Source organism: Variovorax brevis (assembly GCF_030317105.1).
GTDB lineage: Bacteria > Pseudomonadota > Gammaproteobacteria > Burkholderiales > Burkholderiaceae_C > Variovorax > Variovorax brevis.
In genome coordinates this window covers 1-2,497 of sequence record NZ_JASZYG010000069.1, presented here as the reverse complement: position 1 = coordinate 2,497, position 2,497 = coordinate 1, and the positions used below count along the sequence as shown (strand labels likewise).

3 protein-coding genes and 1 pseudogene are annotated in these 2,497 nt (G+C 62.2%); 1 reads left to right on the top strand and 3 read right to left on the bottom strand.

Annotation, left to right across the window (positions count from 1 at the left end; all coding sequences use genetic code 11):
* Nucleotides 1-242 precede the first annotated feature (242 nt).
* Nucleotides 243-365: a hypothetical protein gene (locus QTI66_RS39395; RefSeq protein ID WP_286565814.1), complete on the bottom strand. Its 123-nt coding sequence runs from the start codon at nucleotides 363-365 to the stop codon at nucleotides 243-245.
* Nucleotides 366-382: 17 nt separating this feature from the next.
* On the opposite strand from QTI66_RS39395, the gene QTI66_RS39390 reads away from it, so the two are divergent.
* The gene (locus QTI66_RS39390; RefSeq protein WP_286565813.1) at nucleotides 383-574 is read left to right on the top strand and encodes a hypothetical protein; all 192 of its coding nucleotides are present in this window, start codon (nucleotides 383-385) and stop codon (nucleotides 572-574) included.
* A gap of 36 nt (nucleotides 575-610) precedes the next feature.
* On the opposite strand, the pseudogene QTI66_RS39870 reads toward QTI66_RS39390, so the two are convergent.
* Nucleotides 611-883: pseudogene (locus tag QTI66_RS39870) on the bottom strand (helix-turn-helix domain-containing protein); the annotation flags it as partial.
* 522 nt (nucleotides 884-1,405) lie between these two features.
* Nucleotides 1,406-1,852 carry a universal stress protein gene (locus QTI66_RS39385; RefSeq protein ID WP_286565812.1) on the bottom strand — a complete coding sequence of 149 codons (447 nt, stop codon included), beginning with the start codon at nucleotides 1,850-1,852 and terminating at the stop codon, nucleotides 1,406-1,408.
* Between the last annotated feature and the right edge of the window lie 645 nt (nucleotides 1,853-2,497).

Below are 2,497 nucleotides of genomic sequence, written 5' to 3'. Positions count from 1 at the left end.
CTGTTCACTGCGTGCATCGCTGCCTTGGGTTGATGGTTGATCGTCATACCTACCTCGTTGCTCACTGATCTCTCGGGGGTAGGTGTAGCAGGTCATATTGGCACAGGGGGGTTCCTGCTGCAGGCCCGCAAACACCAGCCGTGATGGGGTGGCTGTTGAGCTTGAGTGTTTTCAGCTTGCCACGCGTCTTGTAGGGCACTTCCAGAACGGTGTCGCGGTGCGCGAGTCCCGAGACCAGGTCTTCAAGCCCGGTCGGTGCTCGAGGCGAGCACTGTTTCGATCTTCTTGCCGTTGAGCCACAACTCGGTCTTGACGCGCGCATCTTGCGACGCAAGCACTGCAACACGCGCGTCGCCGCCGGACACGTACTCCAGCTTGCTATGTGCTGGAGGCCGCCCACACGCGCTGCTACGGTGACCAGGCGGGCATCCTCGGCTTTACCTACCGAAGCTCCCTCGACGCCGGGCTGGAATTCGATTCGAGTGCGCACGACGTCTTCATCACGCGCATGCGGTTGCTGCTGCGCTACATGTTCGGCAACGACATCCGGGGTGGGCCGTCGGGCTCGCTGTGAGTTTCTAATCCACGCAGCGCGGACACGACGCAGGGTTGCCGACGGCAAGTCCGCAAACTGCGCTTTGCAGTCCGAAGAAAACTGGCTCAAGTGCCAGAAGCCCCAGCGCACTGCAATGTCATCGGTGCCCTTGACCAAGTCCGTGCACTTGCGCAGTGCACGGCGCACGTTGTTGAGCCGGATCGCCCGCACGCGGGAGACCGGGGTCGCCCCAAGCACTTCCTGAACGCAGTAGTTCAGCTTGCGCCCGCTCGCACTGACTTGCCTGCCCACAGCAGGGACCGACAGCGGCTCGTCGCATTGCGCCATGATGAGGCGTCTGGGCCTGCCGCTGACCGGATCGACCATAGAGTTGCGCGGCAGCAGCCTCATCGTGGGCAATGACCTCCTCGAGATTGAAAGGCATGCGCTCCCGGGCCCCCATCTGTCCAGGCGGTGACTTCATCGCGATATCCAGCACCCGGACCCAGCCCCCGTCACACCGTCGCGCCCGCTTCAGTGGAGCGCATTGGAAATGGCAACGTCCGCCGTCGGGGCCAGCCCGCACTGACGTTGGACGGCAGCCACCCTTTGTTCGCTGGTCATGAAGACACTTTGGCGCGGCCAGGCGCATGCCACCTTCCAACCCCGCCGTGCGTCGGCCTGGATTGCGCCCCACAGCAATCAGCGCCCCGTGTGCGGGAGCTGGGCGATAACCTGCGCTCCGGGATCGTGATGCGTTTCAAGGCTTCGGAACCCGTGAGCACGCGCGCCACCCTCAACCTCGTGGGCGTGACTCGGGCGCCGAACAGGTCACAGTGTCGAGGTGGCCCCTTAAAATGCACCGAAGTCTCAACGATAAGCCAGCACCGGAATGTGTGAATAGGTCAGGACGTGCAGGGTCTCGCTGCCCATCAGAAGGCGAGCGACGGTGCGGCGCCCGTGAGACGCCATCACAATCAGGTCGCACCCTTCGCTCTTGGCGAATTCGATGATGGATTCGCCGATCTCGTTCGAGCCCTTGACAACGGCCTCCACATTGCGAACACCCTTTGCCAGAGCAGCGGATTTGGCTGCGTCGAGCAATGCCTGGGCGACCGCAAGCGCTTGATGATATGTCTCGACCTGCTGCTTCTGGGCATACACGGGCGTACCTTCCATAAGGCTGAACGGTTCCAGAGGTACCACGGTGAACACACGTAGTTCGGCCCCGGACAACAAGCTCAGCTCGATCGCCTTGTTGACGGCCGTCTCGGACCGCGGCGAACCTTCCGTCGTAACAAGAATGCGTTTGAACATGGACCTCTCCTTGGGATGCGAAGCTTACTCCTGCAGCGCAACGGCGGAGGTAGCGGATCGAAGACGCACGCAGTGACGCCGATCGCTTCTACCGCGAAGCTGATGTTCGTGCTGCGAGGTGGACGATCGCGAGAGGGATCCAATGCGACTTGCGGACTCCGATGGGGGAGGCCCCAAGCACGTCAACGTTTGGTAAAGCAGCGGCCAATGTGGGCCCGCTGGATGGCGCGGAAATGCGGGAGACCTGCCGGCAGACTGCGCGCGCTGGCGGCAGTCCATTGCGGCGGCCGATTCAACGTCGTATCGTGCGAACTGGCGCTTTGCGATCAAGTTACATCGGCAGGCGCCAGCATTCTTTTGTTTCAGATGCAGCCCCTCGAAAGAAGGCCCAAGCGCCACACAATCCAGCGATTGGCGCCATCGACGTGAATGCCGGCGTAACTTCCCACCGTTTGGGTGCCGTGCCGGGCAAAGACGCATCGACGGGCCAAATACCCGATTGCGATTGACGTACGTCAACCCGATGCGCCCGGCATGGGGCCATGCTCGGCATGCTCTCTCAACCTTCGTGAAAGGGATTCCCATGAAAGTCGCAGCTTCGCTCACCGCATTGGCAGTGCTGGGGACGCTCCTGGCGCCCGCTGT

Coding starts and splice junctions, on each gene's coding strand:
- QTI66_RS39385 (WP_286565812.1), bottom strand. CDS start 1,852: ATGTTCAAACGCATTCTTGTTACGACGGAAGGTTCGCCGCGGTCCGAG.